Origin of the sequence: Streptomyces sp. NBC_00122, from assembly GCF_045160845.1 — a bacterium.
Lineage (GTDB): Bacteria > Actinomycetota > Actinomycetes > Streptomycetales > Streptomycetaceae > Streptomyces.
On record NZ_CP108191.1, the window covers coordinates 2,820,707 to 2,842,724 of the forward strand.

A 22,018-nucleotide genomic window follows, 5' to 3' on the forward strand; every position below is an offset into this window, starting at 1 on the left:
CCCGAAAACCACCCCTGGGGGACCGAGATGAATCCGGCCGAAGGCGACCAGCAGCGGATCCTCGTCGTGGACGACGAGCCGGCCGTACGCGAGGCCCTGCGCCGCAGCCTCGCCTTCGAGGGGTACGCCGTACAGACCGCCGTCGACGGGCTCGACGCCCTCGACACGGCGGACTCGTACGCCCCCGACCTGATCGTCCTGGACATCCAGATGCCCCGGATGGACGGCCTCACGGCGGCCCGCAGGCTGCGCGCCGCAGGCAGCGTCACCCCGGTCCTGATGCTCACCGCCCGCGACACCGTCGGCGACCGCGTCACCGGCCTCGACGCGGGCGCCGACGACTACCTCGTCAAGCCCTTCGAGCTCGACGAGCTCTTCGCCCGCGTCCGCGCCCTGCTGCGCCGCAGCTCCTACGCCGTCCCGCAGGCCGGCGAGGTGGCCCACGAGAACGCGCTGACCTTCGGCGACCTGCGCATGGACCTCACGACCCGCGAGGTCACCCGGGCCGGGCGCCCGGTGGAGCTGACCCGTACCGAGTTCACCCTGCTGGAGATGTTCCTCGCGCACCCGCGCCAGGTCCTGACCCGCGAACAGATCCTCAAGACCGTCTGGGGCTTCGACTTCGAGCCGAGCTCCAACTCCCTGGACGTCTACGTGATGTACCTGCGCCGCAAGACCGAGGCCGGCGGCGAGCCGCGCGTGGTCCACACCGTGCGCGGGGTGGGCTACGTCCTGCGCGCCGGCGAGAGCGGGCCCGAGTGAGCCGCATGAACCCGGCCGCCAGATTCCGCGCCCTCCCGCTGCGCTCCCGCCTGGCGCTGCTGGTCACGGTGGCGGTGGCGCTCGCGGTGGCCGCGGTCGCGGCGGTGTCCTGGGTGATGGTGCGCACCCAGCTCCGCAACCAGCTGGACCAGTCCCTGCGGGCGACGAACCCGAGCGAGCAGGTGGTCCGCCGCCTGAACCAGGGCTGTGCGTCGCCGCCGGCCCAGGCTCAGCCGGACATCGCCGGAAACCTCAACCCGACGGTCCAGATCCTCGCCGCCGACGGCAGTCACTGCTGGGTGAGCGGCCGGACCGACCTGCCGGTCACCCAGACCGACAAGGACGTGGCGGCCGGACGCCTCGGCCGGGTCCTGCACGACGAGACCACGGACGACGGCGTCGGCATGCGCGTCTACACCATCCCCGCGCGGGCCCAGCCCGGCGGCCCGCTCTTCGCGATCGCGGTCGCCAAGCCGCTCGCCGACATCGACAAGCCGCTGTCCACCCTGGCCTGGATCCTGCTGTTCGTCTCCGGCATAGGCGTCCTCGGCGCGGGCGCGGCCGGGCTGTGGGTGGCCCGTACGGGGCTGCGGCCGGTCGACGAACTCACCGGCGCCGTCGAGCACATCGCCCGGACCGAGGACCTGACCGTACGGATCCCCGACGAGGGCGACGACGAGATCGCCCGCCTGTCGCGGTCCTTCAACTCGATGACGGCGGCCCTGGCCTCCTCCCAGGAGCGCCAGGCGCAGCTGATCGCGGACGCCGGGCACGAGCTGCGCACCCCCCTCACCTCGCTCCGTACGAACATCGAGCTGCTCGCGCGCAGCGAGGAGACCGGCCGGGCCATCCCGCCCGACGACCGCAGGGAGCTGCTGGCCTCGGTCAAGGCGCAGATGACGGAGCTGGCCGCGCTGATCGGGGACCTCCAGGAGCTGTCCCGCCCGGACGCCGTGTCCCCGGGCCCGCTCCAGGTGGTGGCCCTGCACGAGATCGCCGGGGCCGCTCTGTCCCGGGCCCGGCTGCGCGGTCCGGAGCTGAGCTTCAGCTCCGCCCTGGAGCCCTGGTACGTACGGGGCGAGGCGGCGGCCCTGGAGCGGGCCGTGGTCAACGTCCTGGACAACGCGGTGAAGTTCAGCCCGCCGGGCGGCGCGGTCGAGGTGACGCTGCGGGCCGGCGAGCTGACCGTACGGGACCACGGTCCGGGCATCCCGGCCGAGGACCTGCCGCACGTCTTCGAGCGGTTCTGGCGCTCCCCGTCGGCCCGTGCCCTGCCCGGCAGCGGCCTGGGCCTGTCGATCGTGGCCCGTACGGTGGCACGCGCGGGCGGGAGCGCCGAGCTGCGGGCGGCGGCCGGCGGCGGCCCGGGCACGGAGGCGGTGCTCCGCATCCCGGGGGCGCCGACGCCGCCGCCGCCCGAGCCGTCAGTTGTGCCGGATCAGTGAGGCGACGAGGCCGGAGCGGGTGTTCGGGAAGTCCATCGGGACGATCCCGAGCCCGGTCCGGCCGGCCAGCTCCCCGCCGTCGACGAAGGCGTGGACCTGCGGGCCCAGCCGGTCGGAGTTCCAGCGGGGCGGCATGTACGCCGAGGTGCTGGTGTAGTTCACGAAGAGCTTGCCGGGCTGCTGGACGGCCTTGCGGAAGTGGTTCTCGATCTTGCCGCGCTTGGCGAACGGTTCGGCGTTCCAGTCGTCCTGGATGTCGAAGACGTTGCCGTCCCCGTAGCGCAGGCCGGGCAGGCCGCCGTTGTCCGCGAGCAGGACGACCTTGCCGCGGGCCTGGCCGAGCGAGGGCAGGGTGTCGGCGATCCGGAACAGCGGGCGCCAGCCGCGGTGGTCGAGGTAGTCGTCGAAGACGGCGCGGAAGGTGGCGTCGCTGTCCGTCGAGTACTCCTGCTTGAGCCGCATCAGCACGGTCTCGGTGGGATGCGCGGCGAGGAAGTTCCAGCAGGCCACGAGCACGTCGCCGAACATCAGGTTCTGGAAGAAGGACCCGTGGTGGATGGCGAAGGAGCCGCCCGCCACGCGGCAGCGGACGTCGAGGAACCGGATGCCCGAGTCGAGCTGTTCGGCGATCGAGGTGTTCTGGCAGGCGACGTAGAGCCCGCCCTGGCGGGCGCCGGAGTCGTGCGTGCCGGGGATGGTCATCCGCTGGAGGGCGGTGGAGTCGGCCAGACCCGCCATCCAGTCCTGGGTGCCCAGCGTGCCGGCGGCGGCGGGCGTCGCCACCGCCGTCCCGATCACCGCCCCCGCGCCCGCCGCGGCCGCTCCGATCAGAAATGCCCGACGATCCAGTGCCATGCCCGCCCCTTTGCCGACCCGGTTGGTGGCACCGGATTATGGCGTGCGGCACCGGGCTTTACTACCCGTCGGTAGAGGTCAGCTTTCTAGCAACTCGGCCATCCTGCGCAGCCCTTGGGCGAGCTCACGGCCGTTCGGGGCCTGCTCCGGGTCGGTCAGGCTCTGCACCATCACCCCGGTCAGCAGCGCGATGTGCAGCGAGCCGAGGGCGCGTACGTCCTCCTCGGTGACCTCCTCCTCGGACACCCCGGCCAGCACGGCGGCCACCATGCGCCGGTTGCGCCGCTGCCCCTCGGCCAGGATCGCGAGCAGCTCCGGCTGGGACTGCGCGTGCACGAAGGCTTCGACGGAGGCGGTCCAGAGCCAGCGCATCTCGCCGAAGTCCCGGATCTTGCGGTCCCAGGTGTCGGCGTACCGCTCCTCGGCGGTGTCCCCCTGTCCGCGCAGCCGGCCCGACCCGGCGGCCCACTCCTCCATGGCGTCGAACAGCGCCTGGTTGAGCAGGGCGTCGCGCGATCCGAAGTGGTAGCCGATCGCGGCCATGCTCACGTTCGAGGCCGTGGCGATATCGCGCACGGTCGTGCGCAGATAGCCCTTCTCCTCCAGGCAGCGCCGGGCTCCGGCCAGCAGGTCCTCGCGATTTCCCATGCCGGGATCGTATCCGCGCCCCCCTTTTGGGCAAGCGCGCTAGACGATCGTATTGCGCGCTTGCCCAACTCCTGGCAAGCTGATGACCGACCCACCGACCAGCGCCCAGGGGAGAGCAACGCCATGCGCCACGAGCTGAAGATCGACGACCGCACGCTGTCCTACGTGGACTTCGGCGGCACCGGCCGCCCGCTGCTCGCCCTGCACGGCGGGATGTCCGAGGGCCTCGCCTTCGCCGGCCTGGCCGAGCACCTCGGCGACACCTGGCGGGTCATCGCCCCCGACCAGCGCGGCCACGGCGACTCCGACCGCGCCCCCGAGTACACCCGCGAGGGCTACGTCGGCGACGCCGTCGCCCTGCTCGACCACCTGGGCCTCGACGCCCCCGTAGCCCTCCTCGGCTACTCCCTCGGCGGGCTCAACGCCTACCACCTGGCCGCCGCCCACCCCGGCCGGATCGCGGCCCTCATCGGCATCGACGCCGGCGTCGAGATCAACCCGAACACCGAGGGGGCCCTCTTCGGCTTCCTCCGCGGCATGCGGTACACCGCGCCCACCCGCGAGGAACTCCTCGGCGCGGCCGGGCCCGTGGGCTCCCTGTTCGTCGCCCAGGCCCTGCGCCCGCTCCCCTCCGGCGAGGGCTGGCGGCTGCCGTTCCACCCGCAGGACATGCTCGACTCCATCGAGGCCTGCCGCGGCGACCACTGGAACGCCTGGCTCGCGAGCACCTGCCCGGCCGTACTGATCCACGGGACCCGCAGCCAGGGCCTCCCGCAGGGCACGGCCGACGCGATGGTCACACGGCGCCCCAAGACCTCGTACACCCCGCTGGACGGGGACCACTTCGTGCCCTTCACCGACCCGCAGGGCGTCCACGAGGCCGTCGCGGCGTTCCTGTCGGCCCTCTGACCGCCCGTCCGACCGCTCCGGTACGGGGGTGCGGAGCGGGGTACGGAGCGGGAAAGCCGGAGGGGCGGCGGGCCGACGGGCCCACCGCCCCTCCGGGCGTGCTGTACGCGGGTGTTACTTGACGACCGTGATCCGGCCCGGCGCCGGCGGGGCGATCGGGCTCGTCGCCGTCGACTTCGCCAGGAAGGCGTTGAAGCACTCCAGGTCGGGCGCGCCGACCAGCTTGTTCTTGTGCTCCTTCAGGACGGTGAAGCCGTCACCGCCGCCCGCGAGGAACTCGTTCATCGCGACCCGGTAGGTCTTGGCGGGGTCGATCGCCGCGCCGTTCAGCTTCACCGAGTCCACGACGATGCGGTCCGTACCCGTCTTCGTCATGTCCAGGGTGTAGGTGAAGCCCTTCGACACCTGCAGGATCTTCGGGTTCGGACCGTTGACCGGCCCGCTGACCTGCTGCTGGAGCGCGGTGATCAGCTGCGCGCCGGTCAGGTCCACGATGTTCATCAGGTTGTTGAACGGCTGGACCGTGTAGGACTCGCCGTACGTCACGACACCGTCGCCCTCGGCCCCCGAGGCCTTGTACGCGAGGTCGGCACGGATGCCGCCCGGGTTCATGATGGCCAGCTGCGCGCCGCCCTTGTCTGCCGGAGCCAGCGCTTCGAGCTGCGCGTCGGCGATCAGGTCGCCCAGCGGCTTCTCGTACGCCTCCGAGCCGCGGCCCGGGATGTCCGCGGAGATGAAGCCCTGCGGGCGGTTGGCGACCGGCGCCGCCAGCGCGCTCCAGCGCTGGATCAGCTCGGTCATGTCCGCGGCCTTGGGCTGGTCCCGGGTGACGACCTTGTTGACCGGCTTGGGCGCGCTGACCGGCGTACGGACGATGTCCTTGGTCTGCCGGTCGTAGGTGAGGGCGGTGTCCGTGAACAGCCGGCCGTAGGAGGCGGCCGAGGTCACCATGCGCGGGTTGCCCGCCGGGTCGGGGATGTTGCAGGCGTACGCCTGGTGCGTGTGGCCGGTCACCAGGGCGTCGACCTTCGGGTCCACGTTCTTGGCGATGTCCACGATCGCGCCCGAGATGCCGGCGCCGGCGCCCGGGGCGTCGCAGTCGTAGTTGTAGGCACCGCTCGCGGGCAGACCGCCCTCGTGGATCAGCGCGACGATCGACTTCACGCCCTGCTTGTTCAGCTCGGCGGCGTACTTGTTGATCGTCTCGACCTCGTCGCCGAACTTGAGGCCCTTGACGCCCTCGGCGGTCACGACGTCCGGAGTGCCCTCAAGGGTGACGCCGATGAAGCCGATCTTCACGTCCCCCTTCTTCCAGATGAAGGTGGGGTTCATCAGCGGACGCTTGGTCTTCTCGTCCGTGACGTTCGCGGCGAGGTACTTGAACTCGGAGCCCGTGAACTCCTTGCCCATCTCGAAGCAGCCCTCGACCGGGTGACAGCCGCCGTACGCCATGCGGCGCAGCTCGGTCTTGCCCTCGTCGAACTCGTGGTTACCGACGCTGGTGACGTCCAGCTTCAGCTTGTTCAGCGCCTCGACGGTGGGTTCGTCGTGGAAGAGACCGGACAGCATCGGGCTGCCGCCGATCATGTCACCGGCCGCTGCGGTGACGGAGTATTCGTGGCCCTTGCGGGCTTCGCGCAGGCTGGTCGCGAGGTACTCGACCCCGCCCGCGGGTATGGCCTTGGTGGTGCCGTCGGCCTGACGTTCGGTCACATTGCCGGAGGAGCCCTGCGGGGGCTCGAGCGTGCCGTGGAAGTCGTTGAACGACAGCAGCTGCACGTCGACGGTCCGGCTCTTGGCGGCACCGCCACCACTCGCGGCTCCGGCCGGCAGTGCGGCGGCGACCATCGCCCCGGCCCCGGCCGTGACGGCGAGGGCGGTGAGGGTCAACCGGCGGGCGCGGAGGTGCCGTTGTGGCGTCGCTGACATTTATTCCCCTTTGCGGACAGCGAGACAAACTTGGGAGGTCCGCCGCAGCCTATTGTCAACGCGCGTAGCACGACAGGGGGTAGCCGGTATCGAGCTGGTTACGCGCAGAAGACGGATCGCCGCTGGGGCGCACTCCGCCATGCACCCCCGGCGGTCGTAGGCTCGGGGTATGACTGACGCAGCAGCAGCGGCCCTGGAGCCGGGACGGCAGATCGAGACCCTCGACGAGCTGACGGAAGAACAGGCAGAAGCCGTGCTCGCCCTGATCGAGGACGCGGCGCGTACCGACGGGACCACGGCCGTGTCCGAGCAGGGGCGGCTCCAGCTGCGCGGAGGGCCGCGCGAGGGCATCCGGCACTTCCTGCTCACCGAGAGCGGCCGGCTCGCCGGATACGGGCAACTGGAGGACACCGACCCGGTGGAGGCCCCGGCCGCCGAGCTCGTCATCCACCCGGCGCTGCGCGGGCGGGGCCACGGACGGGCGCTCGGCACGGCCCTGCTGGCCGCCTCCGGCAAGCGGATCCGGGTGTGGGCCCACGGCGGCAAGTCGGCCGCCCGGCACCTGGCCCAGGTGCTCGGCCTGACCCTCTTCCGCGAGCTGCGCCAGCTGCGCCGGCCGCTCGGCCCGGACGCGGGCCCGCTGCCGGAGCCGGTGTTCCCGGCGGGTGTCACCGTACGGACCTTCGTGCCCGGCACCGACGACGCGGCCTGGCTCGCGGCGAACGCGGCCGCCTTCGCCCACCACCCCGAGCAGGGCGCGCTGACCCAGCGGGACCTGGGCGACCGGATCGCCCAGCCGTGGTTCGACGCCAAGGGCTTCTTCCTCGCCGAGCGCGAGGGAGAGCTGGTCGGCTTCCACTGGACGAAGATCCACACGGCCGAGCAGCTGGGCGAGGTCTACGTGGTCGGCGTACGCCCCGGCGCCCAGGGCGGCGGCCTCGGCAAGGCCCTCACGGCGATCGGCCTGCGCCACCTCGCCGCGGCGGGCCTGCCGACGGCGATGCTGTATGTGGACGCTGACAACCCGGCGGCCCTCGCCGTCTACGAGGGCCTCGGCTTCACCACCCACGAGGTCGACCTGATGTACCGCACGGAGAGCTGAGCGGTGCCGCGGCGCCGGATCCGGCCCCGCCCGGGCCCGTCCCCGCAGGTCCCCCGGAGCCCGGGGGAGGGTCCGGGGGCGGCGCCCGCGGCGACAGCGCCGCACCGGCACACGCTCCGGCACGCCCCACGCCCGCCAGGACGCAGTCGTGCACCCCGGCAGACCCGGGAAGCCACACGCCATTAACCGGGCATTCAGACGCGCTTGCGACCCTCCCCGCATGTACCCCCGACTCCGACTGACGGCCGACACTTCCGACGCGCCTGTCCTCCCGCTTGCGCGGAAGAATGGAGTCATGAGCCACAAGTCCAGCGCAGGCCCCACCGAGGTCCCCGCCCAGCACCCGTCTCACACGTCCGGCGCCACAGGCAACACGGCCGCAGGCAACACGGCCGTCACCGGCGCACACGCGCGGATAGGCTCCATCTCCGCGCACCGCCCGCACGTCGATCTCGAGCCCGATCTCGACGCCGACCTGGACGCCTACGACGACAAGGACGGCGGCGAGCTCCCGCCCGGCCGCTTCCTGGACCGCGAGCGCAGCTGGCTGGCCTTCAACGAGCGGGTGCTGGAACTCGCCGAGGATCCGACGACCCCGCTCCTGGAGCGCGCCAACTTCCTGGCGATCTTCGCGAGCAACCTCGACGAGTTCTTCATGGTCCGCGTGGCAGGCCTCAAACGGCGCATCGCGACCGGCGTCGCCACCCGTTCGGCCTCCGGCCTGCAGCCCCGCGAGGTGCTGGACCTCATCTGGACCCGCTCGCGCGAGCTCATGGCCCGCCACGCCGCCTGCTTCCAGCAGGACATCTCCCCGGCGCTGGCCGAGGAGGGCGTCCACCTCATCCGCTGGCCGGACCTCACCGAGAAGGAGCAGGCCCGCCTCTTCACGCTGTTCCGCAACCAGATCTTCCCGGTGCTGACCCCGCTGGCCGTGGACCCCGCGCACCCGTTCCCGTACATCTCCGGCCTCTCCCTGAACCTGGCCGTGGTCGTGCGCAACCCGGTCAGCGGCCACCGCCACTTCGCCCGCGTCAAGGTCCCGCCGCTCCTCTCCCGCTTCCTGGAGGCCTCCCCGCACCGGTACGTCCCGCTGGAGGACGTCATCGCCGCGCACCTGGAGGAGCTGTTCCCCGGCATGGAGGTGCTCGCGCACCACATGTTCCGGGTGACCCGCAACGAGGACCTGGAGGTCGAGGAGGACGACGCCGAGAACCTCCTCCAGGCCCTGGAGAAGGAGCTCATGCGGCGCCGCTTCGGCCCGCCCGTGCGCCTGGAAGTCGAGGAGTCCATCGACCCGGGCGTACTGGACCTCCTGGTGCAGGAGCTGAAGGTCAACGCCTCCGAGGTGTACCCGCTGCCCGGCCCGCTGGACCTGACGGCGCTCTTCGGGATCGCCTCCCTGGACCGGCCCGAGCTGAAGTACCCCAAGTTCATCGCCGGCACCCACCGGGACCTGGCCGAGGTCGAGTCCGCGTCCGCGCCGGACATCTTCGCCGCGCTGCGCGAGCGGGACGTGCTGCTGCACCACCCGTACGACTCCTTCTCCACGTCGGTGCAGGCCTTCCTGGAGCAGGCCGCGGCCGACCCGGACGTCCTCGCGATCAAGCAGACGCTGTACCGGACCTCCGGCGACTCCCCGATCGTGGACGCCCTGATCGACGCCGCCGATTCCGGCAAGCAGGTCCTCGTACTGGTCGAGATCAAGGCCCGCTTCGACGAGCAGGCCAACATCAAATGGGCCCGCAAGCTGGAGGAGTCCGGCTGCCACGTCGTCTACGGCCTGGTGGGCCTCAAAACCCACTGCAAGCTGTCGCTCGTGGTCCGCCAGGAGGGCGACACGCTGCGCCGCTACTCGCACGTGGGCACCGGCAACTACCACCCCAAGACCGCCCGGCTCTACGAGGACCTCGGCCTGCTCACCGCCGACCCGCAGGTCGGCGCGGACCTCTCCGACCTGTTCAACCGGCTGTCCGGCTACTCGCGCCGCGAGACCTACCGCCGGCTGATGGTGGCGCCGCGCTCGCTGCGCGACGGGCTGATAGCCCGGATCGACAAGGAGACCGCCCACTACCAGGCCGGCCGCCCCGCCTACGTGCGCCTGAAGATGAACTCGATCGTCGACGAGGCCCTCATCGACTCGCTGTACCGGGCCTCGCAGGCGGGCGTCCCGGTCGACATCTGGGTCCGCGGCATCTGCGCGGTGCGCCCCGGAGTCCCCGGGCTCTCGGAGAACATCCGGGTCCGCTCGATCCTCGGCCGCTTCCTGGAGCACTCCCGGGTCTTCGCCTTCGGCAACGGCGGCGAGCCCGAGGTGTGGATCGGCAGCGCCGACATGATGCACCGCAACCTCGACCGTCGTATCGAGGCACTGGTCAGGGTCGCCGACCCGGCCCACCGCGCGGCCCTGGACCGGATGCTGGAAACCGGGATGTCCGACGCCACCTCCTCCTGGCACCTGGGCCCGGACGGCGAGTGGACCCGGCACAGCACGGACGCGGAAGGCCAGCCGCTGCGGCACGTACAGGAGATGCTCATAGACGCCCGGAGGCGCCGGCGTGGCTCAGCCAAACCATGAATCGACGGCATGCGCGGGTGACGTGCTCGGCGCGTACCTGCGCGCCCAGGCCACCGCTTTCCTCCGCGGGCTGCGCCTGCACGAGGAAAGCGGGGCGGATGCCGCGGAGGGCAGTGATGCGGCGCGCAGCCTGCGGGGGGCTGCGCGCCGGATCAGCGGATCCCTGGCCACCTTCCGGGTGGTGACCGAGTCCTCCTGGGCGGACGGACTGCGCACCGAGCTGGTGTGGCTGTCCTCGACCCTGGCCGACGAGCACGCGTACGCCGCCCGGCTGGACCGGCTGATGGACGCGCTGCACCGGCTGTCGGGGAGCTCCGAGGTCCCGGCGCCGCGCGGCTCGGCCGGCGCGCTCACGGTGGGCTCGGCACGGGCGGGCGCGCTGCTGGAGCGCCAGCTGACCCTGGCCCGGACCCGCTCCCACTCGGCCACGCTCCAGGCACTCGGTTCCGCCCGCTTCCACGCGGTGGCGGACGCGGTCGCGGTACTCGCCTCCGAGGTCCCGTTGAACGTGGTCGCGGCCCGGGGGCGGGTGGACGACGTCCTGGTCCCCCTCGCGGCAGTGGCCGAAACCCGCCTGTCGGCCGCGGTCACGACATTGCCGCCGGCCGAGGACACGCACCCGTACAACGCGGACCACGACGGCCGCTGGCACGAGGTACGCCGCCTCCTGCGGGTCCACCGTTACGCCCGGGAAGCCCTGGGCGAGGACGTGACGCGGGCCGCGGCGGCGGGCGAGGCCCTGGACCGCCACCGCGACGCGGCCGAGGCGGCGGCCGCCTCGGCGACCGCGGCGCGCACCCCCCGCATCACCCCGGCCACGGCGTACGCCCTGGGCGTCCTGCACGCGGACCAGCGCCACGAGGCCGGGGCCGCGCGCTTCGATTTCCGGCAGATCTGGCTCCCTGAGCCCGCGGTCACGCCGAGATAACGGCAGGGTAACGGATGATGACGCCTGTGTATGGAGCCGCCGGAACGCACCGGGTCGTCCGCCACGGTTCACCATCCGTTCACTCTCCCCGGTCGGCCGCTTCACCTGTTCTGCCTAATTTCAGTCGTGCACGGAGCGGGTCGCCGAACGGAACAGCGGCTCACCCGGGCAACCGACGCAGTCCTCTTCGCACGCCGCCCCGATCCAGAAAGCGGCCGGCGGCTTCTGGAAGGAACACCCGAAAGTGAAGCTTCAGCGCAAGAACATGCTTCGTGCCTCCGCCCTCGGTGCGCTTGTCGTGTCCGGCGCCCTGGTCCTCACGGCGTGCGGCTCGGACGACAACACCAAGACCGCCGACGGCACGACGAAGCCCTCCGCGGCCGCCGCGGGCGACATCAAGTGCGACGATGCCAAGGGCAAGCTCCTGGCGTCCGGCTCCTCCGCGCAGAAGAACGCGGTCGAGCTGTGGGTGAAGAACTACATGGCCGCCTGCTCCGGCGTCGAGGTGAACTACAAGTCCTCCTCCTCCGGTGAGGGCATCGTCGCTTTCAACCAGGGCACCGTCGGTTTCGCCGGCTCCGACTCGGCGCTGAAGCCGGAGCAGGTCGAGGAGTCGAAGAAGGTCTGCACCGGTGGCCAGGGCATCGACCTGCCGATGGTCGGCGGCCCCATCGCCCTCGGCTTCAACGTCGCCGGTGTGGACAAGCTGAACCTCGACGCCGCCACGGTCGCCAACATCTTCAACGACAAGATCAAGAAGTGGGACGACGAGGCGATCAAGAAGCTGAACCCGGGCGTCACGCTTCCCTCCACCGCCATCCAGGCGTTCCACCGCTCCGACGACTCGGGCACCACCGAGAACGTCACCAAGTACCTCAAGGCCGCCGCGCCCGACGCCTGGCCGCTCGAGCCCGCCAAGAAGTGGGCTGCCCAGGGTGGTCAGGCCGCCTCCGGCTCCGCCGGTGTCGCCGCCCAGGTCAAGCAGGTCGACGGTGCGATCGGCTACTTCGAGCTCTCCTTCGCCAGCTCGCAGGGCATCAAGACGGTCGACCTGAACACGGGCGCCTCCGCCCCGGTCAAGGCCACCGGTGAGAACGCCTCCAAGGCCATCGCCGCCGCCAAGATCGCCGGCACCGGCTCCGACCTGGCGCTGAAGCTCGACTACACCACCAAGGCCGAGGGTGCCTACCCGCTGGTCCTGGTGACGTACGAGGTCGTCTGCGACAAGGGCAACAAGGCCGAGACGCTCCCGACCGTCAAGTCCTTCCTGAACTACACCGCCTCGGACGCGGGCCAGAAGGTCCTCCTCGAGAACGGCTACGCGCCGATCCCGGCCGAGATCAACGCCAAGGTCCGCGAAGTCATCAAGTCGCTGGGCTAAATCCTGACCCCGAGGTGTCGGCCCGCCCCCGTCCGGGCAGCCGACACCTCGGGGGCCCTCCCCCACTTCACCCGGTGGGGGCGAATCCGGTGCATCGCCGCCAGGGGGCCTGCCCCCCACACAGACCGGAAAGACCATGGCTTCCACCACACCCACCCAGACAGACGCGGCTCCGCCCGTCGCCAAGAGCGGAAGGTCCACCGGCCGCGCCGGTGACAAGATCTTCTCCGGGCTCTCCAAGGGATCCGGCATCCTGCTCCTGGTGATCATGGCGTCGATAGCCGCCTTCCTCACCTACCGCGCCTCGATCGCGCTGTCGAAGAACGAGGGGAACTTCCTCACCACCTTCGACTGGAACGCGTCGGCCAACCCGCCCGTCTTCGGCATCGCCGTCCTGCTCTTCGGCACCGTCGTCAGCTCGATCATCGCGATGGCCATCGCGGTTCCGATCGCTGTCGGCATCGCCCTGTTCATCTCGCACTACGCGCCGCGCAAGCTGGCCGCGCCCCTCGCCTACGTGGTCGACCTGCTGGCCGCCGTGCCGTCGATCATCTACGGCATCTGGGGCGCCCTCTTCCTCGTCCCGCAGCTGAACGGCCTGAACCTCTGGCTCGACGAGTACCTGGGCTGGACGTACGTCTTCGACAAGACCCAGGTCGGCGTCGCCCGCTCGCTCTTCACCGTCGGCATCCTGCTCGCGATCATGATCCTGCCGATCGTGACCAGCGTCAGCCGCGAGGTCTTCCTCCAGGTCCCGCGCATGAACGAGGAGGCCGCCCTGGCCCTCGGCGCGACCCGCTGGGAGGTCATCCGGATGTCGGTGCTGCCCTTCGGCCGCTCCGGTGTCATCTCCGCCTCGATGCTCGGCCTCGGCCGCGCACTCGGCGAGACCATGGCCGTCGCGACCGTCCTCTCCCCGAGCTTCCTGATCTCGTTCCACGTCCTGAACCCGGGCGGCGGCACCTTCGCGCAGAACATCGCCGCGAAGTTCGACGAGGCCAACGAGTTCGGCCGGGACGCGCTGATCGCCTCGGGTCTGGTCCTCTTCCTGCTCACCCTGCTGGTCAACGGTGCAGCTCGCCTGATCATCGCTCGCCGCAAGGACTTCTCGGGGGCGAACGCCTGATGAGCCACGCACTCCAGGACCAGCGGCCCGCACGGGCCCCCAAGTCCGCCGCCCCCGCCAGCCTCACGCGAGGCGGCCTGCCCCGCTGGGCACCGACCGGCATCGCGGCCCTCTCGATCGCCCTCGGCATCGGCATCGGCCTCGCCTTCGGCCTGCAGAGCAAGGTCCAGTGGGGCCTGCTCGCGGCCGTCCTGTTCGTCGTCATCACGTACACCGCGAGCGCGGTGATCGAGAACCGGCGTCAGGCCAAGGACCGCATCGCGACCTCCCTGGTGTGGGTCTGCTTCGTCCTCGCCGTCATCCCGCTGCTCTCGCTGATGTGGACCACGATCAGCCGCGGCCTCAAGATGCTCGACGGGAACTTCCTCAGTCACTCCATGAACGGCGTGACCAGCTTCGACGAGGGCGGCGGCGTCTACCACGCCCTGCTCGGCACCATCGAACAGGTCGCCCTGGCCACCCTGATCGCGGCTCCGATCGGCCTGCTGACCGCCGTCTACCTGGTCGAGTACGGCCGGGGCCCGCTCGCCAAGGCCGTGACCTTCTTCGTCGACGTCATGACCGGCATCCCCTCCATCGTCGCGGGCCTGTTCATCCTGACGACCTGGAACCTGATGCTCGGCTTCGGCCCCTCCGGCTTCGCCGGCGCCATGGCCCTGTCGATCCTGATGATGCCCGTCGTGGTCCGCTCCACCGAGGAGATGCTCAAGCTCGTCCCGAACGAGCTGCGCGAGGCCGCCCTCGCCCTCGGCGTACCGAAGTGGCGCGTGATCCTCAAGGTCGTGCTCCCCACCGCCATCGGCGGCATCGCCACCGGTGTCATGCTGGCCGTGGCCCGCATCGCCGGTGAGACCGCGCCGATCATGCTGCTGGTCTTCGGTACCCAGCTGATCAACGGCAACCCCTTCGAAGGCGCGCAGTCCTCGCTCCCGCTGTACATCTGGGAGCAGTACAAGGTCGGCAGTGAAGCCTCCTACGACCGGGCATGGGGCGCAGCGCTCGTCCTGATCGCCTTCGTCATGATCCTCAATCTGGTGGCCCGCGGTATCGCCCGCTGGAAGGCCCCGAAGACCGGTCGCTGACGCGACTGTATGAAAGCGAAGTGACCCCTCATGGCGAAGCGAATCGACGTCAGCGGACTGTCCGCCTTCTACGGCGCCCACAAGGCCATCGATGACATATCGATGACCGTGGAGCCCCGCTCCGTGACCGCCTTCATCGGCCCCTCCGGCTGCGGCAAGTCCACCTTCCTGCGCACCCTCAACCGCATGCACGAGGTCACCCCCGGTGGCCGCGTCGAGGGCAAGGTGCTCCTGGACGACGAGAACCTGTACGGCGCCGGCGTGGACCCGGTCGCGGTCCGCCGCACCGTCGGCATGGTCTTCCAGCGCCCGAACCCCTTCCCCACCATGTCGATCTTCGACAACGTGGCGGCGGGCCTGCGCCTGAACGGCAGCTTCAAGAAGTCCGAGCTCACGGACATCGTGGAGCGGTCCCTCAAGGGCGCCAACCTCTGGAACGAGGTCAAGGACCGTCTGAACAAGCCGGGCTCCGGCCTCTCCGGCGGCCAGCAGCAGCGTCTGTGCATCGCCCGCGCCATCGCGGTCGAGCCGCAGGTCCTGCTGATGGACGAGCCCTGCTCGGCCCTCGACCCGATCTCCACCCTCGCGATCGAGGACCTTATCGGCGAGCTCAAGGAGCGCTTCACGATCGTCATCGTGACGCACAACATGCAGCAGGCGGCCCGCGTCTCGGACCGCACCGCCTTCTTCAACCTCTCCGCGGTCGGCCAGCCCGGCAAGCTCGTCGAGATCGACGACACGGACCGGATCTTCTCGAACCCGTCCGTCCAGGCCACCGAGGACTACATCTCGGGCCGCTTCGGCTAAACCCCGAGGTCACAGACGTCCTGCGGTGCTGCATGGCGGTGCCACCGCAAGGCGAAAGAAAAAGAAAGGGCCGGCTCCCCCTGGGTGGGGGGAGCCGGCCCGCTTTCGTTCAGGGGCTGGACGAACGCCAGGTCCACGACCCGGAAGCACAGCGCGGCGACCACGGCCGCGGCCGGCATCGTGGTACCGCATCCCCCGGGGGACACCCCCCGGACCCCCGGCAGGGGGCAGCTCCGGCTAGACGAACGCCAGGTCCACGACCCAGAAGCACAGCGCGGCGACCACGGCCGCGGCCGGCATCGTGATGAACCAGCCCAGGACGATGTTCTTGGCGACGCCCCAGCGGACCGCGTTCACGCGCTTGGTGGCGCCCACACCCATGATCGCCGAGGTGATCACGTGGGTGGTGGAGATCGGCGCGTGGAAGAGGAACGCCGAACCGAACATGATCGAGGCGCCCGTGGTCTCGGCCGCGAAGCCCTGCGGCGGGTCCAGCTCGATGATCTTGCGGCCGAGGGTGCGCATGATGCGCCAGCCGCCCGCGTACGTACCCAGCGACAGCATCACGGCACACACGATCTTGACCCAGACCGGGATCGCGTCCTCGGACGTCTGCACATCGGCGATGACCAGCGCCATCACGACGATGCCCATCGTCTTCTGCGCGTCCTGGAGGCCGTGGCCGAGCGCCATGGCGGCCGCCGACACCGTCTGCGCGATACGGAAGCCGTGCTTCGCCTTGTGCGGGTTGGACCGGCGGAACATCCACAGGATGAGGACCATGACCAGGTACCCGACGACCAGACCGACGACGGGCGAGACGAACATCGGGATGACGACCTTGTCGAGCACGCCCGACCAGATCACCTCCGTGCCGCCGGCCAGTGCCGCGCCCACCATGCCGCCGAACAGCGCGTGCGAGGAGGACGAGGGCAGACCGAAGTACCAGGTGATCAGGTTCCAGACGATCGCGCCGACCAGCGCCGCGAAGAGGATCCACATGCCGGTGGCGCCCGTGGGCGTCTCGATCAGGCCGCTGCTGACCGTCTTGGCCACCCCGCTGCCCAGGAAGGCGCCGGCGAGGTTCATCACGGCGGCCATCGCGAGCGCCGCGCGCGGGGTCAGCGCCCGCGTCGAGACGGACGTCGCGATCGCGTTCGCCGAGTCGTGAAAACCGTTCGTATATGTGAAACCGAGCGCGACACCGATGGTCACGACCAGAGCAAAGGTGTCCACGAGGTTCAGGACTCCTTGACCGCGATGGTCTCCACCGTGTTCGCGACGTGCTCGAACGCGTCGGCCGCCTCTTCGAGCACGTCGACGATCTGCTTGAGCTTGAGCACCTCGATGGCGTCGTACTTGCCGTTGAAGAGCTGGGCGAGCAGCTTGCGGTGGATCTGGTCGGCCTGGTTCTCGAGGCGGTTGACCTCGATCCAGTACTCGGTGAGGTTGTCCATAGTCCGCAGGTGCGGCATCGCCTCGGCGGTCAGCTCGGCCGCGCGCGCCAGCACCTCGATCTGCTGCTCGACGCCCTTGGGGAGCTCCTCCACGTTGTAGAGGACGACCAGGTCGACCGCCTCCTCCATGAAGTCCATGATGTCGTCGAGCGAGGAGGCCAGGTTGTAGATGTCCTCGCGGTCGAACGGCGTGATGAAGGAGGAGTTCAGCTGGTGGAAGATCGCGTGGGTCGCGTCGTCCCCCGCGTGTTCCGCTGCCCGCATCCGCTCCGCGATCTCGGCCCGGGCGGAGGAATCCGCTCCGAGCAGTTCCATCAGGAGCTTGGAGCCCGTGACGATGTTGTCCGCGGATGCGGCGAACATGTCGTAGAAGCTCGTCTCCCTGGGGGTCAGACGAAATCGCACGTGAGGTCCTCGGGGTGCATTGGATTCGGTCAGGCTGATGCTAGGCGTATCCCCCGGCCACGGCTAACCGGCGGTTCACCAGTGTCCTCCATCGGGCAGAGTGAGGACCACGGGCCCCTGTCCCTCGCGGCGCGGCCCAGTACCCTATACCCACGAGGGGTATGCGCCAGGTGTGTACCGAGGTGTGCACCGATCGTTCCGACCACGGGAGGAAGCATGACGACCATCGAAGCGGAGGGCTCCGGAGCCGTCCACGGCTACCACCACCAGAAGGACGAGCACCTCAAGCGGCTGCGCCGGATCGAGGGCCAGATCCGCGGCCTCCAACGGCTCGTCGACGAGGACGTCTACTGCATCGACATACTCACCCAGGTCTCGGCGAGCACGAAGGCGCTCCAGTCCTTCGCGCTCCAACTGCTGGAAGAACACCTCCGCCACTGCGTCGCCGACGCCGCCGTCAAGGGCGGCACCGAGATCGACGCGAAGGTGGAGGAGGCCACCAAGGCCATCGCCCGCCTCCTGCGCACCTGATCCGGCCCCGGGCAGCAGCGCGTCAGCCGGACCAGATACCCATCAGAATCTCGTCGATCCGGTCCTGGCTCAACCGCTCCTCGGCCGCCGTCGACGCCGCGATGATCAGCTCACCACACAGTTCGATCTCGGCGAGCGCCACGTGGTCCTGCACCGTCGTACCGCCTGCGGGAGTCACGCGTGTCACCTCAATCAGCCGTCTTCGGTCTTCGGTCGTCATTCGCCGCGCGCTCGGCTTCTCAGCGTAGGGAGGACGGGGCATCCGGCACATGACACGGATGGACCATTTCCGGATACCCGGCCATGACCCGATCGCGCCGCCCGCCCCGGCCCACCCCCGCTACTCGGCGATCTTCCCGGCGTAAATGTCCCCGCTTGCGGGCAATACGACGGTCACCGGCGTCCCGAATCCGTACAGCAGCGTGGTCGACGAGACATCGATCACGCCATTGTTGACGTACGTGAAGCGGTGGCGGACCTTCCGCAGCCGCCCCTCCTCGTCCAGGTACGCGTCGAACGGAACGGTGTCCGTGCTGAACCCTTTCGCCGCCGCCTCCAGTGCGCCCCTGGCCTCCGGTGACGCGCTCCCCGCGGCCCGCCCGATGTCGGTGGTCCCCCGGTAGTGCCGCACCTTGGTGCCGGCCACCTCGGTCTCCCCGACGTACGTGACCTCCCGCGCGCCCCGCAGCAGCTCGGCCGCGATCAGCGGATCGGTGGCTCCGCCCGTGACCAGGTTCCCGTCGGCGAGGGCCGTCGTGTCGACCCGGACCCACTTGTCGTCGGGAACGCCCGCGCCCCGGTTCTTCATGTAGAGCGCGCCCGGCACCAGCAGCTCGGTGATGGGCCGGTGCTCGGCCTTGCCCTTCACGTCGGCCGGCAGCATGACCAGCAGCTGGCCCATCCGGTTCTTGAAGTCGACCCCGCCCTCGCCGCGGATGGTGACCCGCGTGCCGCCGGTGGCCATCTCCATGGCCGTACGGGCCTGGGCGCTGCCCGTCCTCGCGAGCACGTCGGCGGCCCCGCGGACCACCGCCGCCGCGTCCGCCGGGGGCCGGTCGTCGCTCGCGCCGCCGACCGCGCAGCCGCTCAGCGCCGTGACCGCCAGGGTGACCCCGGCGGCGAGCAGCGCCTCACCCGCACGTCCGCGCGGCCGCCTGTGCTGGTGAACCACCATCGCCTGCCAACCCCCAACGCGTGACCGCTGCTTGCCCGAGGCCCCCACCCGCTCCGCTTAACGAGGTCAGGGGTTTCCCGTCACGGCCCGAACACCTCCCCGGCCCGCGTCCGGCCCGGGTACGGTGGTGGAGTGGAAACGCACACCGAAGCGACGCTGCCTCCTCCGCTTGCCTTCTCCGTGCCGCTCCAGCCGCCGCGGCCCGCCCCGGGAGGCTCGGCGCCGCCATCCCAGCCGCCGCAGCAGCCCACCGGACACTCCACCTCCACCGCCGAACGCGGCTCGTTCTGCCTGGCCGTCTGCAGTTGCGGATGGACCGGGCCGGCCCGCCGCTCCCGCGATCTGGCGCGCAGGGACGCCTCCCGGCACACAGCGGGGTAGCGGGCGAGGGCGGGGGTCGCCCGTTCGGACGGCTCCGGCTGGCCGGGGCCCCGCGCAGCGGATGCCCTTGACTCATGTCAGGACCCGCAGCCCGCCCCGCGGCCCTCCTCTGGGCCCTGCTCATCGCTCTCGACATCCTGGGGGCCACGGCCGCCACGGCCTGGGCCCGGCCCCTGGGCTCGGCGGACGGACCGGGCGATGTGGCCCTGGCCATCGGGCTGACGACCGTGGCGGCCGTGGCCACCGGGCTATGGCTGCGCTCCCACCACCGCCGCGGCGACGGCGCGGACGGGGCGGGTAGGCGGCGCGTCGAGGGCGGCGACCCGTGACGCCCCCCAGGAATCGTCCTACGGCGGTGCGGATCTGCTTCGGGGTGGCGGGGCTGTGCCTGCTGGCGGCCCTGCTGCTCGCCGTATGGAAGTCGTACGCCCACGCCTGAACGGCCCGCGGACAGGCCGGGACATCAGTACTTCAGGGGACCGGCGGCCGGGGGCTTCAGGCGGCGAGGTCGTTCTCGTGCGTGCGCTGCCCGGCCGGCGGGGTCTGCGGCTGGGCCAGGCCGACGGGCCGGGGCCAGGTCCGGCCCTTGGCGCGTACGAGTCGGCCCAGGCGCGGCGATCCGGCCACCGCCCGCACCACCGGGGTCAGCAGCGCCATCGCGAGCGGCGCGAGGACCAGGACCACGGCGGTGCCGAGCGCGAACCCGCCGATCACGTCGGTGGGGTAGTGGACGCCCGTGTACACACGGCACACCCCCTCGGCGAAGGCCAGCCCGATCCCGATCAGGCCGAGCCTGCGGCTGGCCACGAACAGGCCGACGCCCAGGGCCATCGCGAGGGTGGCGTGATCGCTGACGAAGGAGAACTCCGGCCGCGCGAGGTGGGCGCCGAGGGCGGGTTCGAGCACCTGCAGGCCCTCGTGCTGGAGGAACGGCCGTGGCCGTCCGACCAGTTCGCGCAGCGGCGCGTTCACGAGCAGCGCCAGCCCGGCGGCCAGCGGGGCCCAGACCAGCGCGGCGAAGGACTCCACGGCCGTGCTCTCGTCCTGGTGGCGGGCACCGTGCCAGCACCAGAGGATCAGGAGCACCAGGGCCAGCGGGATCCCGTACTCACCGGCCAGGACCACGATCCGGTCCAGCCAGTCCGGGGCGTGCCGGGCCGCTCCGTTGATCTCGTACAGCAGGCTGACATCCACGTTCGGCCCACCGGTTGTGAGTCCAGCCATGGTGATGCGGCCCCTTGCCCTTGCCGTGGTTCGCCTGCGGGCGCACGCCGGTGTGCGCCCCTTCGACCCCCGTTTTGATCAACCCCCGCGTCCATGGAACGCCCGTTCTGGCGACTACGTTCCACTCTCCACTGAATGATCACTCCAACGTTATCGAAGAGAGACTCGTCGTCGCAGCTCAGGGCCTTTGCCTAACGGGGAGTTACTAAGGCGCCTTGCTCGCCGCCGCGCGCTCCGGAAGGGCCTGCGCGCCGTCCTTCGTCACGCGCGTCGCACCGAAGTAGTCGGGCGTGTCGATCTTGTCGAAACGGATCACGGCACCGGTGTACGGGGCATTGATCATATAGCCGCCGCCCACGTAGAGCCCGACGTGCCGGATCTCCCGGGAGTTCGTCAGATCATCGGAGAAGAACACCAGGTCACCGGGGAGCAATTGGTCGCGCGAAGGATGCGGACCGGCGTTGTACTGGTCGTTGGCCACACGCGGCAGCTCGATCCCCACCGTCTCGTACGCGGCCTTGGTCAGCCCCGAGCAGTCGAACCGCCCGTCCTGGTCGGGCGTTCCGTTGCCGCCCCACAGGTACGGGGTACCGAGCTGCTTCTGCGCGAAGTAGATGGCCCCGGCGGCCTGTTGCGAGGGCGCGACCCGGCCGACGGGCCGCTCGAAGCTCTTCGCCAGCGTCGTGATCGCCTTCACGTAGCCCTGGGTCTCCTTGTACGGCGGCACGCCCGCGTACTTGATGACCGCGTAGGCACCCGCGTTGTAGGCCGCGAGCATGTTGGACGCCGCGTCACCCGGCACGCTCGCCACGTCCTTGGCCAGCTCGCAGTCGTACGAGGCCGCCGAGGGGATCGCGTCGTTCGGGTCCCAGATGTCCCGGTCCCCGTCGCCGTCACCGTCGATGCCGTGCCCCGCCCAGGTACCCGGGATGAACTGCGCGATCCCGCGCGCGTCGGCGGGGCTGACGGCGCTCGGGTTCCAGCCGCTCTCGGAGTACAGCTGGGCGGCGAGCAGCGGCGGACTGATGGCCGGGCAGAGATTGCCCCATTTCTCCACCAGCACCTGGTACTTGGCGGGGACCGCCCCCTTCGCGAGGCCGACGGCACGACCGCCCGCCCCCGCACCCACCAGGCCCGCGGCCGCGGAGTACGTCCCCACGACGAGCAGCACCACGAAGGTCAGACACAGCCCGATCCCGATCCCGCCGGCCATCCAGAATCTACGCACCCGTCAACCCTCCCCCATCCACGTCACTTCAACGTGTGATTCGGCCGTGTCGCAGTCGTACTACCCCAC

Annotated in this window: 21 protein-coding genes; 12 read left to right on the plus strand and 9 right to left on the minus strand. The window is 70.6% G+C overall.

The annotated features are described in order from the left end of the window. The first annotated feature begins 27 nt into the window (after nucleotides 1-27). Both OG737_RS13265 and OG737_RS13270 read left to right on the plus strand, forming a co-directional pair. Entirely contained in the window at nucleotides 28-762 is a 735-nt protein-coding gene (locus OG737_RS13265) for a response regulator transcription factor (protein WP_328930329.1), read from the plus strand. A gap of 5 nt (nucleotides 763-767) precedes the next feature. After that, the gene (locus tag OG737_RS13270) at nucleotides 768-2,207 is read left to right on the plus strand and encodes a HAMP domain-containing sensor histidine kinase (RefSeq protein ID WP_328926400.1); all 1,440 of its coding nucleotides are present in this window, start codon (nucleotides 768-770) and stop codon (nucleotides 2,205-2,207) included. Here OG737_RS13270 and OG737_RS13275 read toward each other — a convergent pair. Together OG737_RS13275 and OG737_RS13280 are read right to left on the minus strand one after the other, a co-directional pair. Further along, nucleotides 2,187-3,062: a phosphatidylinositol-specific phospholipase C gene (locus OG737_RS13275; protein WP_405921545.1), complete on the minus strand. Its 876-nt coding sequence runs from the start codon at nucleotides 3,060-3,062 to the stop codon at nucleotides 2,187-2,189. The genes OG737_RS13270 and OG737_RS13275 overlap by 21 nt on opposite strands. A 78-nt stretch (nucleotides 3,063-3,140) precedes the next feature. After that, nucleotides 3,141-3,710, minus strand: coding sequence for a TetR/AcrR family transcriptional regulator (locus tag OG737_RS13280; RefSeq protein WP_405921546.1), 570 nt, complete (start codon nucleotides 3,708-3,710; stop codon nucleotides 3,141-3,143). Nucleotides 3,711-3,833: 123 nt separating this feature from the next. Here OG737_RS13280 and OG737_RS13285 point away from each other — a divergent pair, with 123 nt between their 5' ends. Then, entirely contained in the window at nucleotides 3,834-4,619 is a 786-nt protein-coding gene (locus tag OG737_RS13285; RefSeq protein ID WP_328926403.1) for an alpha/beta hydrolase, read from the plus strand. A 114-nt stretch (nucleotides 4,620-4,733) separates the two neighbouring features. On the opposite strand, the gene OG737_RS13290 is transcribed toward OG737_RS13285, so the two are convergent. Beyond that, nucleotides 4,734-6,548, minus strand: a complete 1,815-nt coding sequence (locus tag OG737_RS13290) for a bifunctional metallophosphatase/5'-nucleotidase (protein ID WP_405679599.1) — start codon at nucleotides 6,546-6,548, stop codon at nucleotides 4,734-4,736. A 169-nt stretch (nucleotides 6,549-6,717) separates the two neighbouring features. Between OG737_RS13290 and mshD the strand changes: the two genes are divergently transcribed. From mshD to pstB, 7 genes are all read left to right on the plus strand, one after another. After that, entirely contained in the window at nucleotides 6,718-7,650 is a 933-nt protein-coding gene (gene mshD / locus OG737_RS13295) for a mycothiol synthase (protein ID WP_328926405.1), read from the plus strand. A 295-nt stretch (nucleotides 7,651-7,945) separates the two neighbouring features. Next, on the plus strand, nucleotides 7,946-10,225 hold the full coding sequence (locus tag OG737_RS13300) for an RNA degradosome polyphosphate kinase (protein WP_328926406.1): 2,280 nt from the start codon (nucleotides 7,946-7,948) through the stop codon (nucleotides 10,223-10,225). Further along, nucleotides 10,206-11,153: a CHAD domain-containing protein gene (locus tag OG737_RS13305; protein WP_405921547.1), complete on the plus strand. Its 948-nt coding sequence runs from the start codon at nucleotides 10,206-10,208 to the stop codon at nucleotides 11,151-11,153. Before OG737_RS13300 ends, OG737_RS13305 begins: the two co-directional genes overlap by 20 nt. A 244-nt stretch (nucleotides 11,154-11,397) precedes the next feature. Further along, on the plus strand, nucleotides 11,398-12,534 hold the full coding sequence (pstS, locus tag OG737_RS13310) for a phosphate ABC transporter substrate-binding protein PstS (RefSeq protein WP_328926408.1): 1,137 nt from the start codon (nucleotides 11,398-11,400) through the stop codon (nucleotides 12,532-12,534). A gap of 136 nt (nucleotides 12,535-12,670) precedes the next feature. Then, the gene (pstC, locus tag OG737_RS13315) at nucleotides 12,671-13,660 is read left to right on the plus strand and encodes a phosphate ABC transporter permease subunit PstC (protein ID WP_328926409.1); all 990 of its coding nucleotides are present in this window, start codon (nucleotides 12,671-12,673) and stop codon (nucleotides 13,658-13,660) included. Next, nucleotides 13,660-14,742 (plus strand): phosphate ABC transporter permease PstA, encoded by a 1,083-nt coding sequence (pstA, locus tag OG737_RS13320; protein WP_405679595.1) that lies wholly within the window; start codon nucleotides 13,660-13,662, stop codon nucleotides 14,740-14,742. Before pstC ends, pstA begins: the two co-directional genes overlap by 1 nt. Before the next feature lie 30 nt (nucleotides 14,743-14,772). Then, a complete protein-coding gene (pstB, locus tag OG737_RS13325; RefSeq protein ID WP_328926411.1) occupies nucleotides 14,773-15,549 on the plus strand; it encodes a phosphate ABC transporter ATP-binding protein PstB in 777 nt (258 codons plus the stop codon). A gap of 237 nt (nucleotides 15,550-15,786) precedes the next feature. Here pstB and OG737_RS13330 read toward each other — a convergent pair whose 3' ends face one another. Next, nucleotides 15,787-16,785: an inorganic phosphate transporter gene (locus OG737_RS13330; RefSeq protein WP_328926412.1), complete on the minus strand. Its 999-nt coding sequence runs from the start codon at nucleotides 16,783-16,785 to the stop codon at nucleotides 15,787-15,789. Between the two features lie 5 nt (nucleotides 16,786-16,790). After that, complete coding sequence (locus OG737_RS13335) at nucleotides 16,791-17,411, minus strand: DUF47 domain-containing protein (protein ID WP_008742369.1); 621 nt, start codon at nucleotides 17,409-17,411, stop codon at nucleotides 16,791-16,793. Nucleotides 17,412-17,627: 216 nt separating this feature from the next. Here OG737_RS13335 and OG737_RS13340 point away from each other — a divergent pair, with 216 nt between their 5' ends. Further along, nucleotides 17,628-17,942 carry a metal-sensitive transcriptional regulator gene (locus OG737_RS13340; RefSeq protein ID WP_030009310.1) on the plus strand — a complete coding sequence of 105 codons (315 nt, stop codon included), beginning with the start codon at nucleotides 17,628-17,630 and terminating at the stop codon, nucleotides 17,940-17,942. A gap of 22 nt (nucleotides 17,943-17,964) precedes the next feature. Here OG737_RS13340 and OG737_RS13345 read toward each other — a convergent pair whose 3' ends face one another. Together OG737_RS13345 and OG737_RS13350 are read right to left on the minus strand one after the other, a co-directional pair. Beyond that, the gene (locus OG737_RS13345; RefSeq protein ID WP_328926413.1) at nucleotides 17,965-18,162 is read right to left on the minus strand and encodes a hypothetical protein; all 198 of its coding nucleotides are present in this window, start codon (nucleotides 18,160-18,162) and stop codon (nucleotides 17,965-17,967) included. Nucleotides 18,163-18,282: 120 nt separating this feature from the next. Continuing rightward, nucleotides 18,283-19,116 carry a hypothetical protein gene (locus tag OG737_RS13350; protein ID WP_405921548.1) on the minus strand — a complete coding sequence of 278 codons (834 nt, stop codon included), beginning with the start codon at nucleotides 19,114-19,116 and terminating at the stop codon, nucleotides 18,283-18,285. Nucleotides 19,117-19,571: 455 nt separating this feature from the next. Between OG737_RS13350 and OG737_RS13355 the strand changes: the two genes are divergently transcribed. Next, the gene (locus OG737_RS13355; RefSeq protein WP_328926415.1) at nucleotides 19,572-19,826 is read left to right on the plus strand and encodes a hypothetical protein; all 255 of its coding nucleotides are present in this window, start codon (nucleotides 19,572-19,574) and stop codon (nucleotides 19,824-19,826) included. Between the two features lie 166 nt (nucleotides 19,827-19,992). Here the strand turns inward: OG737_RS13355 and OG737_RS13360 are convergent, their stop codons facing one another. Beyond that, complete coding sequence (locus tag OG737_RS13360) at nucleotides 19,993-20,721, minus strand: phosphatase PAP2 family protein (protein WP_328926416.1); 729 nt, start codon at nucleotides 20,719-20,721, stop codon at nucleotides 19,993-19,995. 205 nt (nucleotides 20,722-20,926) lie between these two features. After that, nucleotides 20,927-21,934: a bifunctional lytic transglycosylase/C40 family peptidase gene (locus OG737_RS13365; protein WP_328930331.1), complete on the minus strand. Its 1,008-nt coding sequence runs from the start codon at nucleotides 21,932-21,934 to the stop codon at nucleotides 20,927-20,929. Nucleotides 21,935-22,018 lie beyond the last annotated feature (84 nt).